Origin of the sequence: Psychrobacter sp. 72-O-c, from assembly GCF_904846605.1 — a bacterium.
In the GTDB taxonomy this organism is placed as follows: Bacteria; Pseudomonadota; Gammaproteobacteria; order Pseudomonadales; family Moraxellaceae; genus Psychrobacter.
On the sequence record NZ_CAJHBI010000042.1, the window covers coordinates 1 to 26,159 of the forward strand.

The 26,159-nt window shown below is 41.8% G+C and carries 25 protein-coding genes; 16 read left to right on the top strand and 9 right to left on the bottom strand.

Annotated features, from left to right (window positions below; translation table 11 throughout):
- Positions 1–346: 346 nt before the first annotated feature.
- The 3 genes from JMX97_RS12300 to JMX97_RS12310 all read left to right on the top strand — a co-directional run bounded on the left by JMX97_RS12300 (position 347) and on the right by JMX97_RS12310 (position 2,722).
- Positions 347–601: a GlsB/YeaQ/YmgE family stress response membrane protein gene (locus JMX97_RS12300; RefSeq protein WP_201558554.1), complete on the top strand. Its 255-nt coding sequence runs from the start codon at positions 347–349 to the stop codon at positions 599–601.
- Between the two features lie 182 nt (positions 602–783).
- A complete protein-coding gene (gene def / locus JMX97_RS12305) occupies positions 784–1,329 on the top strand; it encodes a peptide deformylase (RefSeq protein ID WP_201558557.1) in 546 nt (181 codons plus the stop codon).
- Between the two features lie 217 nt (positions 1,330–1,546).
- Positions 1,547–2,722: a type III PLP-dependent enzyme gene (locus JMX97_RS12310; RefSeq protein WP_201558559.1), complete on the top strand. Its 1,176-nt coding sequence runs from the start codon at positions 1,547–1,549 to the stop codon at positions 2,720–2,722.
- Positions 2,723–2,810: 88 nt separating this feature from the next.
- On the opposite strand, the gene JMX97_RS12315 is transcribed toward JMX97_RS12310, so the two are convergent.
- The 3 genes from JMX97_RS12315 to dnaJ form a co-directional block, all read right to left on the bottom strand.
- The gene (locus JMX97_RS12315; RefSeq protein WP_201558562.1) at positions 2,811–3,755 is read right to left on the bottom strand and encodes a hypothetical protein; all 945 of its coding nucleotides are present in this window, start codon (positions 3,753–3,755) and stop codon (positions 2,811–2,813) included.
- A gap of 118 nt (positions 3,756–3,873) precedes the next feature.
- On the bottom strand, positions 3,874–4,704 hold the full coding sequence (gene dapB / locus JMX97_RS12320) for a 4-hydroxy-tetrahydrodipicolinate reductase (RefSeq protein ID WP_201558563.1): 831 nt from the start codon (positions 4,702–4,704) through the stop codon (positions 3,874–3,876).
- 259 nt (positions 4,705–4,963) lie between these two features.
- Positions 4,964–6,103 carry a molecular chaperone DnaJ gene (gene dnaJ / locus JMX97_RS12325; RefSeq protein WP_201558565.1) on the bottom strand — a complete coding sequence of 380 codons (1,140 nt, stop codon included), beginning with the start codon at positions 6,101–6,103 and terminating at the stop codon, positions 4,964–4,966.
- 496 nt (positions 6,104–6,599) lie between these two features.
- On the opposite strand from dnaJ, the gene JMX97_RS12330 reads away from it, so the two are divergent.
- Positions 6,600–7,259: a DUF2939 domain-containing protein gene (locus JMX97_RS12330; RefSeq protein ID WP_201558567.1), complete on the top strand. Its 660-nt coding sequence runs from the start codon at positions 6,600–6,602 to the stop codon at positions 7,257–7,259.
- A 111-nt stretch (positions 7,260–7,370) separates the two neighbouring features.
- Positions 7,371–8,348, top strand: a complete 978-nt coding sequence (locus tag JMX97_RS12335; protein ID WP_201558598.1) for a homocysteine S-methyltransferase family protein — start codon at positions 7,371–7,373, stop codon at positions 8,346–8,348.
- A 45-nt stretch (positions 8,349–8,393) separates the two neighbouring features.
- Here JMX97_RS12335 and JMX97_RS12340 read toward each other — a convergent pair whose 3' ends face one another.
- The gene (locus JMX97_RS12340) at positions 8,394–9,458 is read right to left on the bottom strand and encodes a disulfide isomerase DsbC N-terminal domain-containing protein (RefSeq protein ID WP_201558569.1); all 1,065 of its coding nucleotides are present in this window, start codon (positions 9,456–9,458) and stop codon (positions 8,394–8,396) included.
- Between the two features lie 631 nt (positions 9,459–10,089).
- Positions 10,090–10,794 (bottom strand): pseudouridine synthase, encoded by a 705-nt coding sequence (locus JMX97_RS12345; protein ID WP_201558571.1) that lies wholly within the window; start codon positions 10,792–10,794, stop codon positions 10,090–10,092.
- Positions 10,795–10,909: 115 nt separating this feature from the next.
- Here JMX97_RS12345 and JMX97_RS12350 point away from each other — a divergent pair, with 115 nt between their 5' ends.
- The 4 genes from JMX97_RS12350 (at position 10,910) to JMX97_RS12365 (ending at position 13,984) form a co-directional block, all read left to right on the top strand.
- Positions 10,910–11,509 (top strand): IMPACT family protein, encoded by a 600-nt coding sequence (locus tag JMX97_RS12350; RefSeq protein WP_201558572.1) that lies wholly within the window; start codon positions 10,910–10,912, stop codon positions 11,507–11,509.
- A 228-nt stretch (positions 11,510–11,737) separates the two neighbouring features.
- The gene (locus tag JMX97_RS12355; protein ID WP_201558574.1) at positions 11,738–12,811 is read left to right on the top strand and encodes a YheT family hydrolase; all 1,074 of its coding nucleotides are present in this window, start codon (positions 11,738–11,740) and stop codon (positions 12,809–12,811) included.
- A 57-nt stretch (positions 12,812–12,868) separates the two neighbouring features.
- Entirely contained in the window at positions 12,869–13,411 is a 543-nt protein-coding gene (locus JMX97_RS12360) for an acyl-CoA thioesterase (RefSeq protein ID WP_201558576.1), read from the top strand.
- Positions 13,412–13,606: 195 nt separating this feature from the next.
- Entirely contained in the window at positions 13,607–13,984 is a 378-nt protein-coding gene (locus JMX97_RS12365) for a DsrE family protein (RefSeq protein WP_201558578.1), read from the top strand.
- 76 nt (positions 13,985–14,060) lie between these two features.
- On the opposite strand, the gene JMX97_RS12370 is transcribed toward JMX97_RS12365, so the two are convergent.
- From JMX97_RS12370 to JMX97_RS12385, 4 genes are all read right to left on the bottom strand, one after another.
- Positions 14,061–16,139, bottom strand: a complete 2,079-nt coding sequence (locus tag JMX97_RS12370; protein WP_201558580.1) for a hypothetical protein — start codon at positions 16,137–16,139, stop codon at positions 14,061–14,063.
- Complete coding sequence (locus tag JMX97_RS12375; protein ID WP_201558582.1) at positions 16,129–17,319, bottom strand: hypothetical protein; 1,191 nt, start codon at positions 17,317–17,319, stop codon at positions 16,129–16,131. Before JMX97_RS12375 ends, JMX97_RS12370 begins: the two co-directional genes overlap by 11 nt.
- Before the next feature lie 184 nt (positions 17,320–17,503).
- Entirely contained in the window at positions 17,504–18,451 is a 948-nt protein-coding gene (locus JMX97_RS12380; protein ID WP_201558584.1) for an alpha/beta fold hydrolase, read from the bottom strand.
- Between the two features lie 120 nt (positions 18,452–18,571).
- Positions 18,572–19,312: an aspartate/glutamate racemase family protein gene (locus tag JMX97_RS12385; RefSeq protein WP_201558586.1), complete on the bottom strand. Its 741-nt coding sequence runs from the start codon at positions 19,310–19,312 to the stop codon at positions 18,572–18,574.
- Between the two features lie 132 nt (positions 19,313–19,444).
- Between JMX97_RS12385 and JMX97_RS12390 the strand changes: the two genes are divergently transcribed.
- From JMX97_RS12390 to JMX97_RS12420, 7 genes are all read left to right on the top strand, one after another.
- Positions 19,445–19,699 carry a DUF2798 domain-containing protein gene (locus JMX97_RS12390; protein ID WP_201558588.1) on the top strand — a complete coding sequence of 85 codons (255 nt, stop codon included), beginning with the start codon at positions 19,445–19,447 and terminating at the stop codon, positions 19,697–19,699.
- Positions 19,700–19,746: 47 nt separating this feature from the next.
- A complete protein-coding gene (locus JMX97_RS12395) occupies positions 19,747–20,301 on the top strand; it encodes a DinB family protein (protein ID WP_201558590.1) in 555 nt (184 codons plus the stop codon).
- 198 nt (positions 20,302–20,499) lie between these two features.
- Entirely contained in the window at positions 20,500–21,567 is a 1,068-nt protein-coding gene (locus JMX97_RS12400; RefSeq protein WP_201558592.1) for a DUF2157 domain-containing protein, read from the top strand.
- Positions 21,560–22,720, top strand: coding sequence for a DUF4401 domain-containing protein (locus tag JMX97_RS12405; RefSeq protein ID WP_201558594.1), 1,161 nt, complete (start codon positions 21,560–21,562; stop codon positions 22,718–22,720). The genes JMX97_RS12400 and JMX97_RS12405 overlap by 8 nt, the downstream gene beginning before the upstream one ends.
- The gene (locus JMX97_RS12410; RefSeq protein ID WP_201558595.1) at positions 22,717–23,415 is read left to right on the top strand and encodes a GDYXXLXY domain-containing protein; all 699 of its coding nucleotides are present in this window, start codon (positions 22,717–22,719) and stop codon (positions 23,413–23,415) included. Before JMX97_RS12405 ends, JMX97_RS12410 begins: the two co-directional genes overlap by 4 nt.
- 210 nt (positions 23,416–23,625) lie before the next feature.
- Positions 23,626–24,603 (top strand): zinc-binding dehydrogenase, encoded by a 978-nt coding sequence (locus tag JMX97_RS12415; RefSeq protein ID WP_201558596.1) that lies wholly within the window; start codon positions 23,626–23,628, stop codon positions 24,601–24,603.
- A 113-nt stretch (positions 24,604–24,716) separates the two neighbouring features.
- Positions 24,717–25,721, top strand: coding sequence for a YhdH/YhfP family quinone oxidoreductase (locus JMX97_RS12420; RefSeq protein ID WP_201558597.1), 1,005 nt, complete (start codon positions 24,717–24,719; stop codon positions 25,719–25,721).
- Positions 25,722–26,159 lie beyond the last annotated feature (438 nt).

The following is a 26,159-nucleotide window of genomic DNA, read 5'->3' on the forward strand; positions in this document are numbered from 1 at the left end:
GTCTAAACGAACAACGTAAGCTACGGTTTATTAAAGACTTTTTATTGTCAAAGTAGCGCTGCCAGCATGAATTATGTCCATTAGCCGCTATCGTCTACTTTTTAGCATGAATTTTGTCCATTACACCGATATAATTTAGATTAGCGACTTTGCAACCTTATTAACCTTTCATTTACCTAATCTAACTTCAAAACAGCAAATCAGCTGGTTTTCTCACATAGCCCCTACACTGGTAACATTTTGCGCTTATTTTTAATAGCAGCGAGTGATTACAATATGGTTATCAACATGAGAACAACAGCATTAAATACAATAAAATTAATTACTATAAATTAGGAGAGCGACAATGGGTTTTATTTGGATGATTATTGTGGGTTTGGTTGCTGGTTTATTGGCACGCGCTATTAAGCCAGGCAGTGATCCAATGGGCTGGATCATGACTATTATACTGGGTATTGTCGGCGCCATGTTAGGTGGCTTCGTTGCTGGTTTAGTAGGTATCGATGCTGATGGTGGCTTTACAGGTTTAATATTCTCAGTAATCGGTGCGATTATCTTGTTATTCATATATGAGATGATTATGAACAAACGCCGTGTATAACTGGGCTTTATACAATATAAAGCTAAAAATAACTTAAATTTTAGTTGAATAAAAGACCTTACTTATAGTAAGGTTTTTTTATTGTCTTGAATATTATTTATACTTGTTGATAAATGTTACTTTTGCCCCCATTTATCTTATAATAAACAACCTATTCTATCTGTATTATTGAGGTGAGCCGCATGGCATTACTCCCTATCTTAAGCTACCCTGACCCGCGCCTGCGCACGATTGCCACACCAGTACAAGAGGTCACTGCTGAAATAAAGACTCTAATCACTAATATGATTGAGACTATGTATGATGCAGAAGGTATTGGCCTTGCCGCCAGCCAAGTTGACCGACATATCCAACTGATTGTCATGGACTTATCCGAAGACAAAGACACACCGATGGTATTTATTAACCCAAAAATCACGCCATTAGTAGAAGAGAAGCAACCATACGAAGAAGGATGTTTGTCCGTGCCTGATGTCTATGACAAGGTTGAGCGCCCCAATAAAGTGCGTATCGAAGCTTTAGATCAAGACGGTCAAGCGATGGATAAAGAAGTAGAGGGCTTGCTGGCAGTGTGTATTCAGCATGAGATGGATCACTTGAATGGGGTTATCTTTGTTGATTACCTATCACATCTTAAACAAACTCGCGCCCGCGATAAAGTTCGTAAAGTGCTTAAAATAAGAGAGAAGCAGGAAGCGGATAAGCAAGCACAAGCAACGTCTGTTTAATGGTTGCTGGATCTAATAGTTGCTAAGTTTAATGGTCATTAAGTCTTCTTGATGACCATTACGTTTTAAAGCGTTAAGTTGTGTCACCAATGCTTCATGTTTTAGGGTCATTGTTGCGTGCTATATGACCTTTTTTTCGGCGTTGTCTTTATTGATTCTTCATCTTATTCCATTTATCGTCTACCTATTTTATTGTCTTCATTAAGGGTTTGCTACCATGATCAAAATTGACCAATATTTTGACTCTGCCGGCTGGCAGAAATTCACTCAAGTTACTGAAGGTCGCGAAACCCCATTTTTGGTGGTTGACCTGAGTCGTATCGCGACCAAATATCATGAAATGGTGGGGTTTTTTCCCGACGCTAAAATTCATTATGCAATGAAAGCCAGTCCTGCGGTTGAGGTAATCAATTTACTCGCCGAGCTGGGATCAAACTTTGACTGTGCGTCCGTCTATGAGCTGGATCGGGTACTCGATTGTGGCGTTGATGCCTCACGTATTTCTTACGGCAATACCATTAAAAAAGCCAAAGATGTCAAATATGCTTATGATAAAGGTGTGCGTCTGTATGCTACTGACTCGGAAGCCGATTTAAAAAATATTGCGAAGTATGCGCCAGGCTCAAACATATTTGTACGTATCTTAGTACAAGGTTCCGATACCGCTGAATGGCCACTGTCGCGTAAGTTTGGTTGCCACCCTAATATGGCGATCGACTTGCTGGTTCAAGCACGCGATTTGGGACTGGTGCCTTATGGCATCTCATTTCATGTGGGCAGTCAGCAAAGAGATGTGGCAGCGTGGGATGATGCGTTGGCCAAGGTCAAATATATGTTTGATTGGATGATTCATGAAGAAGACATCAAGCTACAAATGATTAATTTGGGTGGCGGTTTTCCAGCCAACTATATCAGTGAAGTAAACCCAATACAGGTCTATGCAGAAGAAATCAAACGCTACCTGACTGACGACTATGACGCTGAAGATATGCCGGAGATTATACTAGAGCCTGGGCGTTCATTGGTTGGCGGTTCGGGCGTATTGGTCAGTGATGTCGTACTGATTTCACGTAAATCACATACCGATTTATCGCGTTGGGTCTATACCGATGTGGGACTGTTCCAAGGGTTAATTGAAACCTTAGGCGAGGCAATTAAATATCCTATTTATACCCCTAAGATGGAAACCTCAACCAGTCAAGGAACCGTAGTATTAGCAGGACCAACCTGTGACTCGGCTGATATTATGTATGAAGAAACGGGCTATCAGCTACCCGAAGAGCTGGAGATTGGTGATAAAATCTATTGGCTCACCACGGGCGCTTATACCAACTCTTATTCGTCCGTTGAGTTTAATGGCTTTCCGCCATTAGAAGTGGTTTATATTGATTAATCGTCAATAAATTGCAATCAAAAGAGCGCGGTACTGTTATTAGCAGTGCCGCGCTTTTTTATATCTTAAATATTTTGATTAAAATCAGCTACTGTACCAAAAGCCAAATTGGTGTGCTGTTATTACTATTAATAGTACGACTACTGCCATAGTTTGAGCTTTGTTCTTGCGTAGATTGCGTCACTTGCCCGATAGTAACCCACTGTCCACGTGGGACGATAATGTTGCTGTTTAAGTATTGGCCTTTAATGGCACTATTAGAATAACCCTTATTAGAATAACTATTATTATTGTAGCGGTTTTGATTATAAGACGAATTAGATTTTACTAGCGATTCTTCAGCTTGAGATAACTTAACTTCAACTTGCTCATTTGGGAGCAATCTTGGAGTAACTTGAATACCCTGCGTGGTTGGCAATAAAATCTGCTGCTGGATAATAAGCTGTCCTGATGGGCGGCTTGACGGACGACTTAACGATGGATAAACATTGGCATGATAGGTTTGAGTCAATGACCAAAGCGTGCCGGTACTGATACTCGCCGCGCTACCTGACAGCGTTTGAACTTGATATAAGCGATTATTTTGCTGTTGGCTGTTACGTTGATTAATTATTCCCGCGCCTTGAATACCTCGGTTGCTGATAACCACCCGTCCTTGGCGAATATTACCTTGGGAGCTGCTATTATTGCCTACGCGCACAGATACCGTTAGCGCTTGCGGCTGGGTATCAATTTGAGTGAGTAATTGTTGTACCGCTCGATAATTGGTAGCAGTAGTATTTAATATTAACTTATCTTGATAGGTCGTAACGGTACCGCCATCACGACTGGCACCCAGCTGTTGGCGAACAGCGGGCAACAGCGTATCCCCGCCATAGGTATGGATGACATAAGTTTGATAAGAGCTTTGAGACGTGGCTGCCTGAACTACTATTGGTAACACAGCAAGGCTTAAAGCAATAGCTGTTTGCCGAGTATAAATAGGAACTTTGCTAAGAGTATTAATCAGCAAGTTGTATTTGCTTGTATCCATGCGCTGCTCCCTATTATAAATAACTCAATAATACGCCTTAAGCTCAATCACTTAAGCATTATTCGTTTGAGCACTAATTATTTCAGCCCTATTCATTGAACCCCTACTCATTGAACCCCTACTCATTCAACCCTAATACATCTTGCATATTATATTGTCCAGCCGATTGCTGAACTATCCAAGTCGCTGCCCGTACTGCGCCTGCGGCAAAGGTCATCCGTGCTCGGGCACGATGGGTGATTTCAACGACTTCACCATCAGCGATGAACATCACCGTGTGATCGCCGACAATCTCACCACCGCGAATGGCATGAATGCCAATCGTGCCAGACTCGCGCTCGCCCGTTTGGCCTTCACGACCGTATATCGCCACGTCTTTTAAGTTCTGGCCGCGCGCCTGTGCCACAGCTTCGGCCATCATATAAGCCGTACCCGATGGTGCATCTATTTTATGCTTATGGTGCGCTTCAATAATTTCTACATCGGCATCGGTACCAAACGCTTTAGCGGCCATCTCTAACAGCTTTAATGACAAATTAACCCCAGTAGAATAGTTACCCGCGTAAACGATAGCTATTTTCTTGCTTGCCTCTACTAACACTTGCTCTTGTTGTTCATTAAAGCCGGTAGTACCAATGACCATAGCTACGTTATTTTCAGCGCAAACTTGCATATTTTGCTCAGTAGCATCAGGCAAGCTAAAATCAATGAGCACGTCAATATCATTAATCACGGCGGCTAGATCATCAACGATTTGTACGTCTAAGCGCCCTATAGCCGCTACTTCTCCGGCATCTGCACCAACCAGACTTGAACCTTGACGTTCAATCGCTGCGCTTAATATGGTCTGCGGATTGTCTTTTACAGCCTCGATGAGCATACGGCCCATCCGTCCACCTGCTCCGATAACGCCGATATTAATGGTCTGTTCGTCTGCTTTTTGACTCATGATTTTATCCTAATAATTTTTATTTTGTGAGATGATAATCGTTAATAAACTTTTTTAATATCATAGCATGAATTAATTTTTTTACGTTTAGCAAAAGCATCCTGTTGAATAGAGTGATTTCAGGATTATTCAAAAATAGTGCTAACTATGTTGATCGAAACAAAAAAGCCCATAAGTTTCACGTGAAACTTATGGGCTTAAGATAATGATTTATTCAATAAAGCTTACTACTAATAACCGATATTATTAACCAATGCTATTAATCGAACAATTCACCAAACTTTTTAAAGAATGATTTCTTATGGGGTGACTGCTGATGATGGCTGTCATCATCAAGTGTGTTCTGGAACTGACGCAATAAGTCTTTTTGCTCACGGTTTAGGTTCACTGGAGTCTCGATAACCACGCGGCAGATCATGTCGCCTTTCATGGTGGTACGTACCGGAGTCACACCTTTACTGCGAACACGTAGCAGCTTGCCACTTTGGGTCCCTTCGGCGACTTTGACTTTTACTTTGCCATCTAAAGTGGGAATTTCGACTTCTTTACCGAGCGCAGCATCAGTGATGCTTACAGGCACGTCCATATACAGATCGGCACCTTGGCGAGTAAAGACATTATGCGGCTTGACCCGTACTTCGACATATAAGTCGCCGTTTTGAACGCCTGCACCGCCTGCTTCTCCTTCGCCAGATAAACGCACACGATCGCCATCATCTACGCCCGCTGGGATAGCCACTTCTAGGTTGCGAGACTTGTCTTTGACGCCGTTACCATGACAGTCAGGGCAAGGGTTTTTGATTTGCTTACCTGTACCGCTGCACTGAGGGCAAGCTTGCTGTACCTGAAAAAATCCTTGCTGCATGCGTACTTGACCTTGACCATGACACATCTGGCAAGTGACCACATCCGAAGCATTTTTTGCGCCTTTACCATCGCAAGTGTCACAAGGGGCTGGCGCAGTAAAGCTAACTTCTTTTTTACAGCCTCGTACGGCTTCTTCCAAAGTCAGCTCTAATACATAACGTAAGTCTGAGCCGCGACGCGAGCGCCCGCCACCGCCGCCACGCGATTGACCAAAGACATCACCGAAGTTACCAAAGATATCACCAAAGATATCTTGGAAGTTGCCACCACCAGCGCCGCCGAAGCCACCGCCACCACCCATATTGTTTTCAAAGGCAGCATGACCCATACGGTCATAGGCTGAACGCTTATCAGTATCGCTAAGCACTTCATAAGCCATAGAGGCTTCTTTAAATTTATCTTCGGCATCTGGATCATCAGAATTACGATCTGGATGGTATTTCATCGCCAGCTTACGGTAAGATCGCTTGATCTCTTTGCCATCTGCTGTTTGGCTGACACCTAATATTTCATAAAAATCGCGCTTACTCATGGGCTCTCCTATCGTCATCACAGTGCCGCCGGCTGGCAAGTCTATCGACCCTGTCGTCAACTGTTACATTGATCTTTTTATAGCTAATCGCAAGCGACTGTTTCACATGAAACACAGTAACTCTATTAACGACGTAAAAAAGACATTAAATGAACGGACGAGCGAATACGGCGGGATGCTGTTTAACCAAATGAATTATTAAAAGTTTGCGCTATTTATGGAGATGGTGCGCTGATTTATCAAGTTATCGAATAGAGAAATTACTGACTGGTCTGCTAGTGTTTGTTTAAAGACTGCAAAATTCACGATTGAAAGTCCATAAAAATACCCAGTAGGCTAATAAGGTAACCATAATAAATACGTATCTCTCTACAACCATACTGAACTGATATTACCTTGTCATACCTATGTATTTTTGTACCTTTATATCGTTAAGTCGTGCTAGTATTTATCGCCACAAACACGCTAGACAAACAGGGTAAAGGTATCAATATCTATGAAAAAGCTGATCACACTACTCATATTATTGGTTGTCATCGCCATAGCAGTATATGCTGGCTCACCTTACTACAGCGCTTATCAGCTAAAAAATGCTTATGATGCCAAAGACGGTGCGACCATCGCTGCTGCAATTGACTATGAACAAGTGCGACCTAGCGTGCAAACCCAGTTGACCAGCAAGTTTGCTAATACCATGACGCAATATCCATTGGTCGCTGAGCTTGGTGGTGAGCCGTTGACTCAAGCAGCGAACGGCTTTATTACGCAGGCCGTAGACGGGGCTATCACGCCGCAAAATATAGAAAAGCTAATCAACACTCAAGGTCAAGCCAATACTGCTACCAAAGAGCTGGCCGCAGCTTGGGCAATCTCTAGCAATCAAGTTGATCTAAAAAACCTGATCCAAGATCTAATTATTCATCGCGGTGATGTTAATGCAGTGGTCAAAAACCAAATGCAGCAGATTATGGAAAAACAAGCGGCCGAGTTAGGGCAGCAGGTAGCTCAAGGGACGGATAGTAACAAGCCAACATTGAGCTACTGCGGTATCAATTGCTTTACCATCAGTGGTCAGGTTAAAGGTTATCCACTTACCATAATGATGGTGCGTGAAGGGTTGATTGATTGGAAAATCGTCGATGTTATTCTGCCTTAATGTAGGGCATGTCTTTTGGTCTATTTTATAAGTGAGCTTATGATGCACACTCAAACAACGCATAAGGTGATGAGCCGTCAGTCTCATGCCTCATCCACAACCCCGGCGCCAATGACTATATTAGATGGAGGGATGGGACGTGAGCTTGAGCGACGCGGTGCCCCCTTTCGCCAACCTGAATGGTCAGCACTGTCATTGAGTCTAGCGCCAAGTAGTGTTCGGGATATCCACTTAGACTACATAAAATCTGGTGCCACGGTTATCACCGTCAATAGCTATGCTGTAACCCCTTATCACTTAGGAGATAGATTTTTTGCTGAAGGGGAACAGCTCATAGAAACGGCATCGAGGCTCGCATTCGAAGCCGTACAAGCAAGCAAAAAGCCTGACAGTCCAGCAGCTGTACAAATCGCTGGATGTTTGCCCCCACTGTTTGGCTCTTACCGACCCGACTTGTTCGATGCCAAGCAAGCCTCTGCTATCGCGCATCCATTATTATCCGCACAAGTAGACTATGTGGATATATGGCTGGTGGAAACTCAAAGCAGCATCGTTGAGGCGTTAACGTGGCATAAATTGATTACTGAATTCACAGCTACTCAAAAAGAGCTCGCACAGAAACCCATTTGGATCGCGTTTACGCTAGACGACAGTCAACTAGATAGCGCCACTGATGACACCAATGACACTATCGAACCCGATCGAGCCATGAGCACACCTATGCTACGCTCTGGCGAACCAGTAGCAGAGGCGGTACAAGCTATGATGGCATTGAACGTCGATGCCGTACTATTTAACTGTAGTCAACCTGAGGTCATGAATTCAGCATTGCAAGTTGCGAAAGCGATTATCGACAAAGAGTCACATCCCATGCAGCTGGGCGTCTATGCCAATGCTTTTGTCTCAAAACAAATCCACAAACAAGCCAATGCACAACTGCGCCAAATACGTAAAGACACTACCCCTGAGCATTACTTGATGTGGGCAACACTCTGGCAAGCCTCTGGTGCAAACATTATTGGTGGTTGCTGTGGTATTGGCGTCGAGCATATTGAACGACTCGCGCAGCACATGGCTGATAAGCAATGATGTCTTTTTAAGTTTGTAACTTTAGTACTTTATCTATGTAGTGGTTTATTCTACTCCCAAAAATTCTAAAAACTCTGGACTCTCAAAGCTGGCTTGATAGAGTACGCCATCGTCACGATAGATGGCAGGTGTTGCTACCACAGCAAGCCCAGCCGCTTTTTCTCGATTGGGCGCAGCATGATCAGCGCTACAACTTGCCGGCGCTGAGGTCATCTTGCCTGTTAACATCGCCTTATCTAAAGCGTTCCGGCGACTGGCATCATCAGCTTGACACCAAATGCCACGCATTTGCTCAGGCGACTTCTCATAAATAGGATAACCGATTGTTTTAACCGTCACGCCTTTTTTATTGAGATTGCTCATCTTTTTATGAAACAGACGGCAATAAGGGCAATTGACATCAGTAGCCACATAGATCACCGCCTTTTCAGGCGTGGTCGCTGGATAAGTAATCAATTGCGACTGATCTAGAGAGTTGAATACCGACTGGTTTTTACGTTTTTCAAAGTTCTCATCAAGTCCAGTAAACTGTCCATTTTCAATCACTGAGATTTCACCATCGGTCACGTACTGGCCATCATCTGATATTAGAAACGGGACTCCTTCAAGCGTTGCACCCCAAATCACACCCGGTACGGCCGTATAAAAGAACGGCGTCTTAGTACTCATGTTTTTGAGAGCACCCATATTGGCTAACATGCCAGATTTAGTTTTGGGATTGACTGGAATGCCTGCTTGGTCACTACTACTACGCACTGGGATTTCCGTCACTAGACGTTTACTAGGATTCTTTTGTAGGTCACCTTGAATGACATATTGACCGCTTTCAGTTATATGCAGCGGCGGCTGTCCGGCAAGGTTGATTTGATACATGTTAGGCAAGTTCGATGGCGCGATAGACGTTATCTGAGTTTTGATACCAGCTTGCTTTAATACTTGGCGTAACTGGTTATCAACAGCTGCGCTAACTTTACCTGTAGTTTGTGTACTTTGAACGCTTTTACTAGTCTTTTCGCTAGAAGTTTTGGTCGCGGCAGGCTGTGCGCAAGCAGTGGTAGCCAACAGCATGGCCGCAATAAGACTGGCAGATTTTAATACAGGTAGTTTCACAAGAGTTGTCCTATCAGGTTTATACAAAGTTATCAGCTAATCCAATTTATCTAATGTAAGAGCACTTAGTTTAAAAACACTTAAGTTAAAAACACTAAGCTGATACTGTTACTCTAAAATAAAATTGGCACACAGTTTTAATAATGAGTTTTAATAAAGCTCAAATACATTATGCAAAAAAGTAGATTAAAAAGATGGACAGACTTTAGCACATTGGCAGGTTTTTATAAGGGCATGATAAGGACTTGACGGCTAATTTTGCAAAACTGCTACCCATGTTTAAGAGACAGGCAACATCAACAAGCAACTAGGTGCGAATAATAGAAAATACTAAAAGACAAACAATAACGGCAGCCAGCTCACATGATTAGAGAGCTGCTGCCGTTATTATTTTTGCAGTGCTACGTTTTTAAATACTTTCTAATTAATACTACCTAAAGAAGCAAAGCCAGTCATGAACAAACTGGTTGGATAGTCAGTACCAAATAAAATAGATATACACATAGTTTCGTATAACTGGCAGAAATTTTTCTAGCTTGCTGTGTGACTGCGTCACTTTTCGATGCTTCGAAAATTTCTCCCAGCCATACTGTGTTCGTTTTAAAGTGGCTCAACTACGAGAAAAGTCCTGTTAAAATTTTGCCACTTCTTCTGCAGTCAAAAAGCGACTGTCGCCTTTCTCTAAACCGTCTAGATTAATATGGCTGATGCTAGCGCGGTGCAGCTCAGTTACTTTATTACCAAAGTAACCCATCATGCGTTTGACCTGGTGATATTTACCCTGCTCTAGGGTTAAGCGTGCATGGGTTTCATCAATGAATTCAAGAATAGCAGGCTTAGTGTCTTCGTAATCGCCATCTAATAAGATACCTTCAGCGACTTCTTTTACTGCGTTGGCCTGTGCATCGCTATCCATAGGATCAGCCAAGGTCAGCTCATAGACTTTAGCGTGTTCGTGCTTAGGGCTAGTAACGCGATGCAGCCATTTTCCGTCATCACTAATTAGTAGCGCCCCAGTGGTATCGACATCAAGGCGTCCGGCAATACGTAAACTACCAATCTCCGGTACGGCTATCAGCTCAGTAACGATAGGATGCTCTTTGACTTTAAGCGTGCATTCAAAACCTTCTGGCTTATGCAATAAGATATAACGATTGCCAGCAGCGACCGATAACGGCTCGCCTGCCCACATGACATCGTCATTAACAATATCAACATGTACGCCAGGATCTTTAATCACCTTATCATTGACAGTGACTTCACTAGCGTGCAGGATTTTTTTGGATTCTTTACGTGACAGCTCAGTGGCTTTACTAATAAATTTATCTAAACGCATGCTATTTACTACCATCAGTTGCTATAGTGGGGAATAAAATGAACACTGCGCCAAATACGGACAGCAGTGATAATAGTGCAAGTTTAGCATATTCAACTTAGACCCTAAATTAAATATGAGCTACCAAACGTTACAGCGTGCGGTAAACGCGCGTCTTGAAATTAAGAAATCTGAATTTATCGCTTATGCTTATCCAGTGACTTCACGTGAGCAAGCTATGTTTCACGTGGAACAACTGCGCGAGCAATATGCCGATGCCCGTCATTATTGCTGGGCTTATATTATCGGTGATCCAACCAATACCACCAGTGCTGGCTTCGATGATGATGGTGAGCCAAGTGGTACGGCAGGACGACCAATATTAAACGTCCTACAGCACAAAGCTATTGGCAACATCATTATTATAGTGGTGCGTTATTTTGGCGGAATTAAACTGGGAGCAGGTGGTCTGACGCGCGCCTATGCCGGCTCTGCGCAAGCCACAGTCGATGAAATGATATTAAGCCCTTATGTGGCAATCGCTCAAGTACAGATACAAGCTGAGTTTGCCACTGAAGCACAATGCCGCTATGTGGTCGACAGCTTAAACGGCAGTATTGATGACGTCGCTTATAGTGAGGGTGTGCTATTAACCGTTACCATTGCTGAGGGCGATATTGAAGCGCTAAAGATAGAGCTGGCGATGGCAGGTAAGGTTCTACATGACGACGGCTAATCAAATTGTTATTAATAACTCATCTTCTGAGTATATACCTGTTCACTGAACGGTTCACTAAAAAATATTGGAACCCTGCTCATAGCTGAGTATGATAGTTACTTTTAATACTTTAGTTAAAATATATTATTTGTTTCACGTGAAACTTAATGTTTGAAAATACAGCAATTCTATTAAATAAAAAATGTACTATTACCCTTTTTTCTTAATCAAACCTGATACGACTCTATGACTAATTTTACCTATAACAAATTTAAGCCGCCATTTTGGCTCACTAATCCGCACCTACAAAGTATTTTGCCCAAGTTTTTTGCCCCAAAAGCACCCACTTACAGAAGGGTGGTCGAAAAAGACTCTTTGGATGAAAGCGATATTGCTTATGACTTTTATGATGCCCATGAGCTGAACACAGAAACAAGTAATGATGGTGCGCTAGAAAAGACACCGTTAATTGTGCTATTTCATGGTATGGAAGGCAGTAGCGACAGCCATTATGCGCGCGTGTTGGCTTATGAGATGCATGCTCAGGGTTGGCACTTTGTCGTGGCGCATTTTCGCAGTTGCGGTGGTATTCCTGCTAGCGGACGCGTGTTTTATAATGCGGGTGACACGGGTGAAGTACATCACGCGCTAGAAAACTTACGCCAAAAATATGCGCATATTTATGCCGTTGGGGTCTCATTAGGCGGTAATGCATTGGCAAAATACATGGGTGAGTATGGTGATAAAGCTTTGTGTGATGGCGCAGTGGTCATCTCCGCACCCGTTGATATGTCATCGGCGGCCATTACTATGCATAGTTTTTTGAGTCATCGTATCTATACGCCGTATTTGCTCAATCCCATTATCAAAAAAGCACTGGCCAATGATATAACCAAAGAGGAAATTGCCTCTATTAAGGCCGTCAATCGCATTAGCGACTTCGATAATATTTTTACGGCCCCGCGTCACGGCTATCGCTCTAAGAACGACTATTATCATTCCTCTTCTGCCCTACCTCATTTATTGGGTGTGACTCATCCGCTACTGCTCATTAGCGCCAAAGACGATCCTTTTATTGGCTTTACCGCTACCATCAACGATGTTTCTGATAGCGTCACTATTCTGGAGACGGATCACGGTGGTCATATCGGCTATCTTCGTTATCGTTCAGACAAAAAGCATTCTAATAAAAAAAGCAACGCTACTCAGTCAGATGCCAAGCCGTCTCTAGCGAACGGTAAAAAAGCAAAAACATCAAAATTTGATATTAATTGGATACCCGAAACTGTCAGTGCTTTTTTTCATTCCATTGGTGTGTAACCTGGCAGACCATAGCCCTACTTTTTAGACTTTTGACTAAACTTTTGAGACCACTTTATGTACCCATGTATCCGCTATACTAAGTCTATCGTTGATGCTGTTATCGCTAACAAAAAAGGCCGGTCTCTAGATATTACCCAGACCAGTGAAGTAAATATTCGCTGTAGCCTAACCGATCTCGACGTCATGTTCGAGATGAATAATGGTCGGGTATTGACCATATATGATATAGGGCGCACTGATTTTATTATCCGTACGGGCCTTGGGCGTATGTTACTCAAAAAACGCTGGGCGATGGTGGTCGCAGGTAGCACTATTCAATACCGTAAACGTATTCGATTTTTGGACAAAGTCACTATCAAGACCCATATCGTCGCCATAGATGAGCGCTGGCTGTATCTTGAGCATTCCATGTGGGTTAAGGGCAAGCCTTGCTCTTCGACATTACTACGGACTGGTGTCACTGAAAAAGGTCGTGTGATTGATACTCAACGCGTACTTAAAGCGATGGGTAAATCAGAGTGGGATATGCCGCCGACGGGTTATGTAAAAGAATGGATTGAGAGTGATACTCATCGTCCGTGGCCGCCTATTAGTTGAGGTACAAGTGTCTAATAGTAAATTATGCGGTTACGCTCACTCAGATACCTTACTGATAACTTGCAACAACTAAGTGACTTAAGTAACTTAGGCGCTACTATCTTATAACAATACATTATATAAAAAATAATAATAAATGGTAGGCTACTAGTTAGTAACTTATTCAATAGAATAAAACTCTAATAGGAGAACCATATGATTAAAACTACGGATTACGTCGGTACGTTGTTTGATAACAAAACAACCAACCCAAACAAAATTACTTTGGCCTTTACAATGGCTGGCAAAGCGCTAGAAAAAGGGCACTCTGCAACGGTTATCTTGATGGTGGATGCCGTGCATCTAGCGCTACCTAACGCTCTAGATGATGTTGATATTGGCGCCCCTTTTGAGCCTGCTGGCAAATTGCTAGAAACCTTTATTGAAAAAGGCGGTCAAGTATTGGTCTGCGGTGCTTGTATGAAGCATAACGGTGTAGATGAATCAGAAATCGATACGCGCTTCGATGTCATCAGTGGTGATGATGTAGTGGAGTTGCTCATGAGTTCGAAGGGTTCTTTGCAGTTGAATTAAGTATTTAGTTTAAGTAGCTTTACATGTAGAAGGTCGTAATTTAGTCTTTGAAACTAGATTATGACCTTTGTCACATCTAAGCGTACTTAACACGATACTCTTCGACCTTTTGCAGTATCTCATCTACCGTACCTTGTAGCTCTGAACCCATTCGTAAATACTCTTGCTGACGTTCGTCTTTGAGTAAGGACACTGTAGCGTAATAAATAGGCTTAAACTGCTCTTGTAGATGCTTGAAACTACTCATCAATTCGTAAATTATTTCTAATTGATTCTTCTTCATTAAAAGTATTAGTAAATTTTCAAAGAAATAAAACGACATTGAACTTTCTTCAAAATTAAAGTCTTTACTTCTCAACATTTCTAAACTACTTTTGAAATTTTCAAACTCATCAAACCATAACTGTATATATGTTTGAAAAACCATAAATATAGGACTATCAAACTTTGCTTCTGACTTTGTTTCATTAACTATTATTCGACCAACGTTCTTAACACTTGTGTAATCCATGTCTATTATGTTCATCAATAGCATTAAACGACTCGTAGAAGATTTTGACGATTTTCTAATAATATTATTGATTATTCTGTCCTTTAATCCTTCTTCTTTGTTAAGAAAATGATCAGCGACCTCTAACACTATTAGGTTTTCAGTAGTACCTATATCTAGTTTTAGTATTTCCTCAATGTCAAGTTTCGCTTCCTCATACTTTTGAGATTCTATATTGGAAAAGCAATTTTTAAGATAGCTTTTATAACTTTTATATTCTTTAGATTGGAACAAGTTGTTGTAATACGGTTCTAAAAAAATATTTACGCCAGCTTTTAGAGTTTCGTCTATATGTTCACTAGCCAGTAAAGCATTTATATACACCTCTTTAGTTCTTCGCAACTTGAAACCGTCAGCACCATTTAAGTCTATATAAGGTATAGCTATTTCAGCTAGCTTTATATTCAACTCATTTTTATCATACCAACTCTCTAAAAATCTCGTAAGCCATAAAACACGGCGCTTGTCCTTCTGATTCCCATAGCGCATCAAATACCAAATATTAAAAAATCGCTCTTTGATAATGTAAAGATGATTCTTAGTGCTCGTCTCAATTTTATCTACTATCCATTGCTGTTGTAGCTTCACCAATTGTGCGGATACAGTCTTGCTTGGTAAGCGTGTTTGTTCCGCGATCTCTTTAGTGCTCATCGCATCCCAGTTCATCGCTACAGTATGTACAATCGCTTTTTGCTGCCGTGATAAGTCATCCATTCGATGCTTATATAAGGGTGTAGTCTTATCGATAGTTTCCTCCAGATACGCATAGCTACTCTCTTTCGCACCTTCCATGATAATTTGGAATAGCGATACGATAGTACGCGGTACACCATCGGTAAGCCGTCTGACCGCCTCGATACGTTCAGGATGTTCGGTGATAATTCCTTCAATAGTTTTTATCGCTTCCTCATTGGTTTGCTGTGCTAAAGAGCGCAGTAGCTCATGCATTTCCGTTTCATTAATTGATTTTAAGTTAATCAATTTGAAAAACTGGTAGAACGGAGCTGATACATCGAAATGCGCTTCGAGTAATTGACTTGAACCACCGATAAGACGCATGTGTGGATGAAAACTCAACACTTCACGCAGTTGAGCATGCTCAATATCGTCAAAATCCTTGAATAACTCCCCTAAATTATCGACAAAAACGATAATTTTCTGCTTATTTTCATCTAAGTAATGTTGTATCAGCTCCCAAGCTATTACAGCATCATTATCTAAGCTCAAGACCTGTTGAAACAGCTCTAAATATAACTTAGCGTCGTGTTCTGCTAGCTTTTCAGTGATACGCAGCCAAAAAGTAAATAGCGATAATATACCGTACTCTTCTTCATTCAATAAAATAGGTATCAGCCATTTACTTAATTTTTCATCTTCAGCAACTTCATAGGAAAGACGAGATAATAAAGTAGTCTTGCCTGCTCCTCTTACGCCTTGAATAAGATAATGAGTCTCTGGCTGAGTCATTTTACTCGTTTGAATATCCTTCCAAATGCGTTGGTATTCTTTTTTACGAATACTAAAACTCGCCTTTAATAACTGAGCGTCTATATTTTGAGTGTTATAAAGTAAGACTGAATGGCTTTTTATATTATTATCTTCCATAACGAGTCCACCAACGTTTTAATAAAGGGGAGGTAAATTGATAGGTATTGTCTTCTGGTTGATAAAGATAACCATCGTGTAAAAGGCAATTAATGACATATCTGCCATTCACTTGATCTTTAAAGTCAGCATGTTGCGACAGGTTAAATAACTCTCCATGAACCACGCTAGTATCTGTTTTGCTTACCAAATCTAAAACTTGTTGAGCATAATGGCGTTCAATTTTTTCTAGACGGTTTAATCTATCACGCCAATGAGAAAAGACGGTTTTCATTGCTGGACTAAACAAACTGTTGATAGCTACCCTTACATCGCTATGCTCGATTTGACGTTCTTCTTCATCAAATGTTTCAATAAGCTGCTCACATACCAACCCTAAATAGTAGGGCATATTCCAACCTACTTCATCGATGATTGCTTGCTTAGTCTCTATATCTAGAATAACTTCTGAACAATGCTTATTAATGTAAAAGTCTATAAATTCTACTGCTCGATCGTCTTTAAAAGGGCGAACACTCATATTCACCAACATATTAATTAAGTCAGTAACTGCCAATTTTTCTGCTAATGTATCTAACCCTATCGAGCCTGTTAAGATAAACTGAACTTTTTCATTGAACTCAGGGTCTTGACACAGTGCGCGAATACCAGATAAAAACTGCTCTACACCTCTTTTACCATGTTCATCAAATATTTTCTCAAGTACATCAGGGAATTCATCAATCGCAATAATGATGGTCTCTTCACTCAATTTCAGACTCTCATACAGTATATCTCGAATCATTTCATGAGTAATTATTTTGGTCTCACCCTTTTCTTTACCCAACCCAACTTCGATGTTCGTTGGACTAACTGACAAGCTAAAATTAATACCTTTTGCCCACTCTGAAAGCTTACTCTTTATCTTTTCAGATTTTTTAATGTGGTCGGAACGGTAGATTTCACGTAGCATTTTTTGATAAAAGCTCTGCTCATTATCACAAGCTTGTACGAAAACATATATAACTGCATAACCTGATTTAGGTTGGTCTTTAATATGAGTAATCATTGAAGATTTTCCTACTCGTCTAGGTGCAAGCAATAGAACATGAGCACCATCTGATAAATGTCTCCATAGTTTTTTTTCATCAGCAGGTCTTGGAAAATAATTATCGCCTGTCACTATGTTCCCTGTGCTCATCTTCTTACCCTTAGTTGACTACAGATATGTAGTCATAGTACTTAACTACAAAACCGTAGTCAAATATCTTAGCTACAGATTTGTAGTCAAAGTATACATAATAAAAAAGAAACACCAGATACCCTAATGTTTCTTTTTATTGGCATTACATATCTTAAGAGCTAACATTTTCGAATAACAAAAGCTACTTCGCCTCTAACCCTTTACGAAATTCCTTATAGTCGTCTGCCGACTCTTTTACCGCTTCTACCATCGGTACATGTCCGACTTCATCCATCATGATGACCTTCGCTTGCGGTATCAACTCACTCATCAAATGAGCAGTTTCAGGCTTTAATACTTGGTCCTCAGCTCCCCAAACAATCAGCGTAGGAATATTATACTCGGCAATGACCTTGGCACGCGCCGCCACATTATCTTCAACGATCTGTTTGAGTATTTTGGTATTCAACTCGCGATTGGCGATACTTTCCTGCGCAAAGACCGCTTGCACGGTTTTGGGGACATAAGGCGGCTTGTACATAACCGTTTTATACATCGCAAAATACTCCTCGGTGCTATCGATCAACAGCGGACTGTTATCAAGGTCTGACGCTTTGAACTCTCGTTGCGAGTCTGCTGACCAAAATCCACCGCTGTCCAATAACCATAGGCTTTTGACACTATCAGGATACATCGCTGCATAAGCGACACTGATAGCACCGCCCATCGAGTTGCCCCCGACATGAATGGCCGATGCCACGCCTTTGGCTTGTAGTAGCTCGTGCAGGCGCTTTGCTTGTGCATCTGCGCGATAGTCTGCTTGCGGCGGCTTACTAGAGTTACCGAAACCTAGCAGATCTGGAATAATGAGATGATAGTCCTCTAACTTATCCGCGATACGGGTAAAGTTATCTTTATTACCGCCAAAGCCATGGATCAATAATAAGGGCTCGCCAGCTAAGTTGCCGCCTTCTAGATAAGTCATCTGCTCACCAGACGCCAGCGTAAATGCTTTGGTCTCGAGGTCTGATTTATTCCGTTCATACTGTACGAGCTTTTGGGTCGTGGCGACGGTAAAGGTGTTGGGCGTCGTACATCCCACGACAGAAAGAGTCAGTAGAGCGGCTAAACTCGTACGCAGTAATGTCATTAAAATATCCTTATTTATGGTTGGCAAAATAACTTGAATACGTAATCTTAGCATAAGCCCCTTTATGGCAAATTAATTTATAATTACGGTCAAGTCAGAGTTTGCACAATAAAGATGATATTAGCTTTCACCCACCAAAAACTCCACCGCCGCTGCCGCATGGATAGCCGTGGTATCAAATACCGGAATTGGGCTGTCATCTTGGCTGATTAATAGTCCAATCTCGGTACAGCCTAATATCACACCCTCGGCTCCCTGTTCGGCTAGCTGCTTAATCACTTCAACATAATACTGCCGTGAGCTATCCTGAAATTGCCCCAGACACAGCTCCTCGTTGATAATTCGATGTATTTCTTGCTGCGCGCTTGTATCAGGCACTAATACCTGCAAGCCAGCATTAATAAGACGCTGCTTATAAAAGTCTTCGGTCATGGTGAACTGTGTACCTAGCAACGCGACCGTCTTTAGCCCTTGTTTATTGATTGCTTGCGCCGTCACATCCGCGATATGAATAATAGGTAAACCAGTCGCTGCCTGTACTTTATCTACTACTTTATGCATAGTATTAGTAGCTATCAGTAATCCTTGCGATCCCGCTGCTTGGAGCCGAGTGCCGCTATCAGCCATCATCATGCCCATCTCATCCCATGCCCCTTGCGCTTGTAACTCGCTAACCCGTGCAAAGTCCACGCTATGAATCAGTAAGTCTGCTGAGTGGAGACCGCCTAAATTTTCTTTGATACCTTGATTAATCAAGCGATAATAGCTTTGGGTACTCTCCCAGCTCATACCACCGATAATGCCTAAGGTTCTTTGATGAGGGGGTTTTTGATGGGGTGGTTGCTGCTGAGAAACTGACATACTGCTTCCTTATCTATTGATTATAATATTGAGAGCCTTACGATTGATAATAACTGTTTTACCAATTGGTTATCACTCTATATGATGGTTGCCAATAAAAGTGAATATCATTATGCAGGATTAAGTAAAACCATGGCAGCACTACCTACCTTCAGAATACGCACTCGCCGCAAATACTATCGGCTTATCTTCACCGGCCTAATGGCCATGATGATGTCACTGATTATCTCGGGAGCGTTGCTACTGATTAAAGTGGGGTTGGTTGATGGGTTCTTTATGGAGCTGATGCATTCATGGGGGCTTGGGTTTATGGTGGCGTGGCCGAGTGCTTATGCCTGTGCATACTTTGTACAAGAGCATGTGCTAAGCCGGATTGAGTTTTATTGAATAGGCGGAAGTCAAAGCATGACAAACCCAAAAGATATGACGAAACTATGATAAAACCTCATTTCGAGCTGATGGCAAATTATAATGCTGTCATGAATAAAAAAATCTGTGACAGTATAGCGAGCCTTTCTGAAGATGCATTATGGGCAGATAAAAAGGCGTTCTTTGGTTCAATATTAGGGACGCTAAATCATCTCGTAGTAGGTGACCTAATTTGGCTGGCTCGTTTTGGTGCTCACCCTAGCTATATTTATAACCAACCGACTTCTGGCTTCAAGGCACTGGAGTCGTTAGCAGACTTTCCCTCACCGACTACCCTCACTCAGCTTTTATATTTAAGTGCGCAGGATTACACAAAAAATCGTCAGATATTAGATCGGATAATCGTCCAATTTATAGGAGAAACGGTTGAGAGTGATTATTCAAAGGTTTTAACCTATACCAACACCAAAGGGAAAGTTTTTAATAGGTCTTTTTCCATGCTGCTACAACATTTCTTTAATCATCAAACCCACCATCGTGGTCAGGTAACGACGCTACTGAATCAAATAGATATCGATATTGGTGAGACCGATTTGCTGATGCTGATTCCTGACTGTTAATTTAGTCTCTGTTTATTAAATTACAAACATAGCGGTCAAACTCTTGAGCTACCTTACTGTCTTCAAATACTAATTCGATAGTAATCGCTGCCTTAGTAATCACTACCTTCCTTATTCAGCACTTTATAAACTTTAGTATACCCTCACCTCAAAAAACAGATAAGATAAGCTACATAAACTTTTTATCTAGGGGAAGCTATGACCCAACCACGGCGTACTATCGAGTATTTGCTCCAGCAAGGTACTCTTCCCTTAGAGCACGCAAACGTGGCAGCGACTCATCTAGAAGTCTTTCCAACTAAGCGCTCATGGCTGACGTTCTTTGATAAAGCCTTACTTATTATTGGGGTGGTGGCACTGGCATTATCGCTGGTGTTTTTTATTGCCTATAATTGGCTAAACATGGGCAAGATGGGTAAGTTTGCTTTAGTCGAAGGGGCGTTAGTTATTACCATAGCACTCTACGTTGCGCTCTCTTTTCGAAAACGATTTAAGCTCATTCGGCAGTTATTACTGCTCGTTGCTAGTATCATTACTGGCAGTTTACTTGCACTATTTGGGCAAGTCTATCAAACAGGTGCCGATACTTGGCAGCTGTTCTTTGGCTGGGCCGTCTTAATTATTCCTTGGGTAGTTATTGCACGATTTCCCGCCCTTTGGTTACTCTGGCTTGGGTTAGTGAATGCTAGCCTTCCCTTATATCTAGACGTTGTAGACTTTGCATTTGCAAGCTATCTTTATCAAGGTATCTTGCAAATGGGGCTGCTTGCCGTTGTTAATTTTGTGGCACTAAATTTGTGGCTACTCTGTCTTAAGAACATTCACATATCCCAAACAAGCCTCTCAAAACCAGCCTCTCAAAGCAAAGTTGATTTGCATTGGAGTACTTATGTCGTGGGTCTGGTCAGTGCTTTTTTTATCACTTGTTTAAGTATTATCACTATTTTTGACGAGATTGATGTTTTAGCGTCTTCTATCACTTTATTATTATGGGTAGGCTGGTGCGGATTTATGCTTTGGCGCTTCTGCAAAAAAAGTATCAACTTGCTAATGTTGACCTACCTATGCGGCTCGGTGATTACCGTGGTGATGTTCTGGGCGAGTAAACTCTTGCTGAATGATTTTGAGACAGCCGGATTTTTAGTATTAGCCTTACTATTAATTGGTATGAGTTCAACTGCCGTAGTTTGGTTACGCAAGATTGCACGTATAGATACTGCAAATATTGAGTCCTCTCCCAATGAGCAGGAGAATACTTATGAATAATCAGCATCAGCAGTCCATAGCCAAGCTGCAACAACTGGGTTTGCTTACCACTGTGACTAGCGAAAACAAAGCAGGCAATGACCTTCATGACGATAATAGCCCTTGGTTTATACAGCTGCTTTTTGGTTTCAGTGGTGTGTTGGCCAGTTTATTCTTCGTCGGATTTTTATCATTAATACTGTTTGAGACCAGTGTTTTCGATAGTGTTCTTGCTCTGTTTATCATTGGACTATTATTGTCTGCGGTTGGGTTTGCTTTATTTAGAAGCTCATTGACTCGTAAGAGTGCTTTTTTATCAAGTGTGGCCTTTGCAGTGATCTTTGCAGGTCAGCTCTATCTAGCTTTTGCGCTATTTGGTGGTGAGCTAGGTAACCCTCTGGATATTTGGCTATTTTTATTACTGCAAGCTTTTATGACGCTCATAGTGCCAAACCGTATTTATCGGTGGTTAAGCGCGATAGTCACGCTAGGTTTTATGGTTTATTTGCTTAATTATTATCATATAACAGAGGTCAGTTTGGGGTTATTGGCTTTGATTACAGTAGTGACTAATCTGCAACGCTACGAGCTACTACAGCGCGTGCCTATGCGATGGCAAGCCAGTTCCTCCAATATCCTCAGTGCCGTCGCTTACGCTAGTGCTGTCATGTTATTGGCTGTTTCTGTCTATTTTATCGCCGCTGAATATGGCAATGACTTTGTTGATAATAGCTTTGATAATGGTGCAGACTTCGTTTACAACTACTTTCTAGCTCAAGGTCTGCTCATCCTTGCCAGCCTATATGGCGCTTATCTCATACTAAAACGCTATCAAGTCAAAATACAATCAACGCTAGGGTTGATAATCGTTTGTGCCGTTGCGGTGCTTGGGGTTGTGTCGATTTATGTCTCAGGCTTATTGGCGACCAGTTTGATCATTATCATTGCTACTGCCAATAGCCAACGCGTGCTATTAGCGCTTGGTATCATCGCCTTAGTCAGCTATATATTTTGGTATTACTATCAGCTCGATAGCACGTTGCTTATAAAATCTATTTCAATGCTGGTAATTGGTCTGACTATACTGCTAATGCGTTGGCTACTGGTCGAACGTTACGCTTTTGAAAGTACAAAGCAAGTCAACATCGATGAGCAGAAGGAGCACCTACTATGAGTAATGTAGAGAATACCTTACTGGTTCGAGAACCTCCGATCACATCACGACCTTGGTGGCAAAAGCGAACATTCACGATTAGCGTTGCGGTATTAGGATTGCTGCTGATAATCGTAGTAATGACTATTAATGTTGCGAAATACGAGACCCATTTAGCTAACGGTGATACGGTGTTATTAGAACTTGCGCCTGTCGATCCACGTGGTTTTATGCAAGGTGATTATATGGCGTTAAGTTATGCATTAGAGCGAGATGTGTTCGATACCATACAACCAAAATATGAGAATTCAGAACTAGTTAATTCAGAGCAAGAATCGGATGAGTTTGAGTCAGATTTCCGTAGCTATAAACCTAGCGAAGGATATGTCATTGTAAAAATTGATCAGAATAACGTCGGACAGTTTGTGCGCTTAGCAGATAATAACAAACTCGATGATCTAGCAACCAATGAGATACCAATCCATTACCGCATTCGTAATGGCAGCGTACAACTTGCTACTAATGCTTTCTTCTTTCAAGAAGGGCATGCTGAAGCTTTTGAAGCCGCTGAATATGGTTTATTCCGTGTTAATAATAAAGGTGAGCCGCTACTAACCAATATGGTGGATGGAGAGTTCGAGATGATTAAGGGTAAGAGTAATCAAGTGAATGAGACTCAAATTGATGACCCGCAAGGTAATGAAACGCTAAATTAGATATTTACTATGCTTATATTATGAATTACCACTTATTAAACCAAACAATATTGACCATGCATAACATTCCTTAACTAAAGTAACATTGAGGGTGATAAGACAAACTTGTTACTGTTGATGGCTGATGTTTAATGCTAGTTTGAAACGATTAGCGGCTATTAGACATAACCAATTATTCACATTCCATCAAAAAATTAAAAGGAATTTATCATGCGTAGCGCAACTTATGACCATTTTGGTAAACCTGCTGAAGTTCTTAGCTTAGGCGACCGCACAACCCCAGAGCCTAAAGCCAATGAAGTCCGGGTCAAAACCATTTTAGCCTCTATTCATAACCATGATTTATTAACCATTCGCGGACAATACGGCTTTAAGCCTGAACTGCCCGCTATCGGTGGTTCTGAGGCCGTTGGTATCATCGATGCGGTAGGAAAAGATGTTAAAGAATTAAAAGTCGGACAGCGTATTTCGGCAGCCAGTGTCCAAGCGACTTGGGCAGAGTATTTCGTTGCTTCAGAAGATATGGTATTTCCCATGCCCGACAGCTTAGACGATGAAATGGCAGCTCAACTAGTGGCGATGCCGCTCAGTGCTTTGATGCTGCTTGAATTTTTAGACATGCAAAGCGGTCAATGGATCATTCATAACGCGGCCAATGGCGCGGTCGGTAAGTCACTCGCTATGCTAGCGGCTGCACGCGGCGTGAAAACCATCAATGTGGTACGTAGTGCAGATGCGCTAGACGAATTAAAAGCGCTGGACATTAAAAATAATATCAATACTTCAGACGATGACTGGAAGGATCAAGTTAAGTCGATTATCGGTAATGACAAAATCAGCGCTGCCGTCGATTCTGTTGGCGGAGAAGCCAGCGGGGATTTATTGTCATTACTGGGTCATGGTGGCACGTTTGCGGTATTTGGCGCGATGTCAGGGAAGCCGATGATGCTCAACCCTACTGATATGATCTTTAAGCAAGCCGTTCTAAAAGGATTCTGGGGCAGTAAGCTCAGCCAAGAGATGAGCGTAGAGAATAAGCAGCGCCTAGTTGAAGAGCTAATTGATAGAGCCGTCAGCGGTAAGTTAAAGCTACCTACTGAAGCAACTTTTGATTTAGCTGATATTACCGAAGCGGTCTCGGGAAAACTACAGTCAGACAAAAAAGGTAAGGTATTGTTGAAGCCTTAATTTACTGAAATCGAATAAAAAAAACTCATGACTTCATGGGCTTTTTTATTTTAATGATACGAGTAAGCTGTTACTGATCATACAAAAAAATAAACCTAATAAGGAATATAATTATGTCTAACAACACAAATTTTAAAGCCTTGGTAGTTGAAGAAAATACTGACGGCACCTTCAACAAAAGCATTCGCGAACGCAACGTAGACGACTTGCCTGAAAACGACCTTTTGATTGAAGTGCATTATTCGTCATTAAACTATAAAGACGCCATGTCGGCCGCAGGTAATAAAATGATTACCAAGAATTACCCACATACTCCGGGTATTGATGCAGCAGGAATAGTGGTTAGCGACAAATCAGGTACCTTTACAGCTGGACAAGAAGTGCTAGTGTTTGGCTATGACTTAGGTATGAATACGTCGGGCGGTCTGGGTCAAATGATATCAATACCAGCGGATTGGGCATTGGAATGTCCGTCTTCCTTGACGCTAAAAGAAGCGATGACTTACGGTACTGGCGGCTTGACCGCAGCCTTGTGTATTCAAAAGTTAGAAAAAATGGGCGCAAAACCCGCCGATGGGCCAGTAGCGGTAACAGGCGCAACGGGCGGCGTGGGCAGTATAAGTATCGCGATTCTAAAACAGTTAGGCTATGAGATCATTGCCTTCTCAGGCAAACCCGAGCAGAGCGAGCATCTAAAAACCTTGGGAGCCAGCGAGGTGCGTCATCGCGATACTATCAATGAAGTCGGTAAAAAACCTGTCGGTCCTGAAATTTGGGCAAACGCCATTGATACGATAGGCGGCGACTACTTGGCAAACTTACTCAAACAAACCAAAGCTGGCGGCGCAGTCACCAGTTGTGGTTTGGCGTCCTCACCTGAGTTTGCCATGACGGTAATGCCATTTATCACTAGAGCGGTTTCTTTATTGGGCATCGATTCGGTATATATTCCACTGGCTGATAAGAAGGCTATCTGGGAACGCGTTGCAACCGATATGAAACTGACCGATCTTGAGAGTTATGGCGAAGAAATTACGTTAGAGCAGACACCTGCATACTTAGAGCGCTTTATATCGAGTACAGTTGTGGGTCGTTATGTGGTGAATTTGCGGGGGTAAGGCTTAGGATTTTAAGAAATTATTTTTAAAAGGGTAAGGTGTTGTTGAAGCATTAATGTGCCAGATACTGTTTAAAATAAAAAATGGTAACGTTAAGGGCGTTGCCATTTTTGCGTTCATTTGCATTCATTTGCGTTCATTTGCGTTCATTTGCGTTCATTTGCGTTCATTTGCGTTCATTTGCGTTCATTTGCGTTCATTTGCGTTCATTTGCGTTCATTTGCGTTCATTTGCGTTCATTTGCGTTCATTTGCGTTCACAAAATAAAAAATAGCATAGCCTTGTCGACAATCTACAAATTTATTTATAAATCTTAGATTAACACATGAAGTGCAATTTCAAACAGCAGGTGAAAAAGAGGCCTAGATGCGCTAGCATCACAGTTTCTATCCACCACCAAAGTGAGATTGCAACCATGAGCTATACACATCTAAGCCT